Source organism: Rhodobaculum claviforme (genome assembly GCF_016653255.1).
Lineage (GTDB): Bacteria > Pseudomonadota > Alphaproteobacteria > Rhodobacterales > Rhodobacteraceae > Rhodobaculum > Rhodobaculum claviforme.
Map to the genome: position 1 here is coordinate 1 of NZ_NHSD01000052.1, position 3,570 is coordinate 3,570.

3 protein-coding genes are annotated in these 3,570 nt (G+C 73.1%); all 3 read right to left on the reverse strand.

Annotation, left to right across the window (positions count from 1 at the left end; all coding sequences use genetic code 11):
- Positions 1-41: 41 nt before the first annotated feature.
- On the reverse strand, positions 42-1,022 hold the full coding sequence (locus CCR87_RS00780) for a glycosyltransferase family 2 protein (protein WP_201155427.1): 981 nt from the start codon (positions 1,020-1,022) through the stop codon (positions 42-44).
- Between the two features lie 124 nt (positions 1,023-1,146).
- A complete protein-coding gene (locus CCR87_RS00785) occupies positions 1,147-2,058 on the reverse strand; it encodes a glycosyltransferase family 2 protein (RefSeq protein WP_201155428.1) in 912 nt (303 codons plus the stop codon).
- Positions 2,059-2,061: 3 nt separating this feature from the next.
- Positions 2,062-3,303 carry an oligosaccharide flippase family protein gene (locus CCR87_RS00790; RefSeq protein WP_201155429.1) on the reverse strand — a complete coding sequence of 414 codons (1,242 nt, stop codon included), beginning with the start codon at positions 3,301-3,303 and terminating at the stop codon, positions 2,062-2,064.
- Between the last annotated feature and the right edge of the window lie 267 nt (positions 3,304-3,570).

A 3,570-nucleotide genomic window follows, 5' to 3' on the forward strand; every position in this document is an offset into this window, starting at 1 on the left:
CAGAAAGGGGGGCATGCGGGCGTCTCCGTACGGGGATGGGATCAGGCGGCGCGGCGCAGCAGGCGGGCCTCGGTCGTGGCGAAGCGCTCGGGCCCGGCCAGCCCCAGCACCGCCGCCGCCCCCCAGGTCACGAGCGTACGGGACGGCTCCTCCCACAGCGGGCGCAGCGACTGGCGGGCCCCGCGCAGCGCCAGCGCCGCGGCCCGCGCGCCATCACGGGCGCTGATGGCCCGGCGCGACAGATACCGCAGTTGATAGGCCCGCGCCGCCGGCGCGTGGCGATCAAAGAACGCCGGCGCCAGGGGCGACAGCTTGGCCACCATCCGTTCCCAGCTGGCCAGCTGCGCGTCGGTGTTGGCCGACAGCCCGCCCGCGCTGAGGCGATAGAGGGTCAGCGCGCCGGGGATGCCCGCGATCTCCCAATCGGTGGTCAGCGCAAGGCGCAGCCAGCACTCGATGTCCTCGGACTGGCGGAAGCTCTCGTCGAACCACCAGTCGCGGGCGGTCTCGCCGGCCGGGCGCCAGGCGATGGCATCCAGGGCCGCACGCCGCATCACCGGCGCCGAGCCGTTGCCCACCGGGTTGCGCTTGAACACATGCGCCGCGGTGATCCCGCGCAGGCGCGGGCGCTGGACATGGCCGGTGGGCCGACCCGCGGCGTCGATGAAGGCCGATCCGGCATAGGACAGCCCGACCTGGGGGTTGGCCTCCAGATGGGCCACATGGGCGGCCAGCTTGCGCGGCTGCCACAGGTCATCGGCATCGCAGAAGCCGATGAACGCGCCGCGCGCATGCGCGATGCCGGTGTTGCGCGCCCCGGCGAGGCCGCGGTTGTTCTGGCGCACCAGCCGCACGCGGGGATCGCCCAGCTGCCGCACCAGCGCCCCCGTCGCGTCGCTGGAGCCGTCGTCGACCACCACCACCTCGAAATCGCCAAGCGTCTGGCGCACCAGCGACTCGAGGGTGGCGCCAAGGGTGGCTGCGGCGTTGTAGGCGGGCACGACGATGGATGCGCGGGGCATGACGGGTCTCCGTTTCACGAGGTCTGCGGTCACGATAGGCGGACCGCTGGCGACGTGCAGCCGCGCGCCGGGATGGCCGGGACGGACAGCCGGTCAGCCGCACTATCCCGAGGGATACCGCCCCTCACCGGGCAAACAGGCCACGGCGCAGCGCGCGCGGCAGCACGGGCGCCAGAACCGCGCCCAGCGCCGTCAGCGCCCCGCGCCTGGGATCGGAAAAGAACCCCGCCGGGCTGGCCGCGACTCCTTCGCCCGCCAGCCGCAGCGCCGTCAGGCGCCCGGAATCGAGCCGCAGCGCGCGCCGCGCGAGGTAGCGAAGGTGGATCGCCTCGGCGCGCGGGCCGGGGGTCACGCCGAAGCGGCGCGCGGTCTCCAGCGCCGCCATGCGGCCCCGGCGCATCGCGTCGAAATCCGCCGACAGCCCGAAGGCGCTGGTGCGGTACCACACCAGCGGCGCGTCCACGCCCATGATGCGCGCGCCCGATCCCGCCAGCCGGATCAGCCACTCCAGATCCTCGTTGTGCACCAGCCCCTCGTCGAACCCGCCCGAGGCGGCAAAGACCGCGCGCCGCACACACAGGTTCGACATGGTACAGACCGGGTTTTCCCCCACCAGCGTGGCGATCCCCAGCGCCCCCTCGGGCACGCTGGAGGTGACGGGCGAATCCCCCGGCACCCTGTGGAAGAACCCGATCCGGGCAAACGCCGCATCCACGCCCGGATCGGCAAGTGCCGCGGCCATGCGCGCAAGCTTCTCCGGCGCCCACAGGTCATCGGCATCGAGGAACGCCAGCACATCACCGGAGGCGTGCGCCGCGCCATGGTTGCGCGCGGCACTGGGGCCCTTGCGGGGGTTGCGCAGCACCCGGATGCGCGGGTCCGGCGCGGTTGCCAGATCGCGGGTCGCATCGGTGGAGCCGTCATCGACCACCAGCGCCTCCCAGTCCGCGCATGTCTGGGCGCGCAGGCTGGCCAGCGTTTCGGGCAAGGTGGCGGCGGCGTTGAAGGCCGGGATGACGACGGTGAACAGCGGCATGGATCAGACCTCCAGCGGACGGGGACGGAATGCGGCCACCAGCGCAGGTGCGGCAAAGACGACCTGCGTCAGCCCCGCCACGACCAGATAGCCCCAGGCGATGGCCAGGATCCCGTGGGGCGCAAGCGCGGCGGTCGTGGCGATCAGCGCCACCGTCATGACCAGCGTGCGATTGAACTCGGCCCCCGCGCGGCCCGTGCTGCGCAACCACTGCGCCGAGGCCGACCACAGCACCGACGGGATCGCCGCAAGGCACAGGATCGACACCACCGGCGCGATGTGCGCCCAGTCGGGACCGAACAGCAGCGGCACATAGACCGGCGCCAGCAGCGCCTGCAGCACCACCACCGGCGCGATCAGCCCCATCGCCAGCAGCACCGCCTGGCGCAAGGCGGCCTCGCGGTCGGTGGCGCGGGCCAGATGCGGAAACAGCACGGTGGAGAACGCGATGGAGAAGGAGTTCGCCAGCCCCAGCCCCGCGTTGAAGGCCAGGAAATAGACGCCCAGAACCTCGGCCCCCGCCAGCGCGCCGATCACCAGCTTGTCGGCCTGAAGGCGCAGGGCCTTGACGACCTCCACCCCCAGCACGGCCACACCGAAGCCGGTGAAGTGGCGCAGCGGCACGCGGCCTGCGCCGGGGTCGCGCCGCCACGGCCGCAGCCGGCGCATCGCTACCAGCCAGATCGGCGCCGCGATCAGCCGCGGCACCACCAGCGCCAGCGGCCCCGGCCAGATCAGCGCCAGCACCGCCGTGGCGATGTTGGCACCCACCACCTGCCCGCCCGCGATGGCGGCGGTCTGGCGCATCTTGCCCTCGCGCATCGCAAGCGCGGCCTGCACCAGCCCGCCGGGCATGAACAGGTACTCCCCCGCCAGCACCGCCAGCAGCACGAAGAACAGCCAGTCCCCCCAGATCAGCGCCGCCGCCAGCCCCAGCCCAAGCTGCAACGTGAAGAGCCCCAGCGCCCAGCCCCAGAAGATCCGGTGCGCCGTGGCGCAGGTCGCCGCCAGCCGGTCGTCGGGGGCGGCGATGATGCGCTGGCCCACGCCGTTTTCCGTCAGGGACTTGGTGATGTCGGCCACCGCCAGCGCCGCGGCCGCAATGCCGATGGCGGCCGCATCCATCGAGCGCGCCACCGCGATCACCACCAGCAGGCGCGAGGCCTTGGCCGCCGCCTCGGAGGCGCCATAGGCCAGAAGATGGCCACCGAACGGGCCGGTGGCACGGGTCAGTCGGGCAATCATCGCAGGCTCCGGGTCGGTCTGGGTCGCCCGTTGTCTATCACGCCGCGCCCCCGCATGCGTGGCAGCAAAGGCACACCCGCGGGGTCCGGACGGAGGCCGCCGCTATCCCACGGGATAGACAGCCCCCGCCGCGGTCCTTATGCGCAAGACAAGGGCCGCTGACAGGGGGCCTGCATGGCAAGGGGACGGGCGATGCGCGGGGCGGTTGCGATCACGCTGGCACTGGCGCTTGCGGCCCCCGCCTGCGGTCCGCGCCCCACCCCCGAC

Excerpts from the sequence above, each read along its gene's own strand:
- CCR87_RS00785 (WP_201155428.1), bottom strand. The coding sequence starts at position 2,058 with ATGCCGCTGTTCACCGTCGTCATCCCGGCCTTCAACGCCGCCGCCACC.
- CCR87_RS00790 (WP_201155429.1), bottom strand. The coding sequence starts at position 3,303 with ATGATTGCCCGACTGACCCGTGCCACCGGCCCGTTCGGTGGCCATCTT.
- CCR87_RS00780 (WP_201155427.1), bottom strand. The coding sequence starts at position 1,022 with ATGCCCCGCGCATCCATCGTCGTGCCCGCCTACAACGCCGCAGCCACC.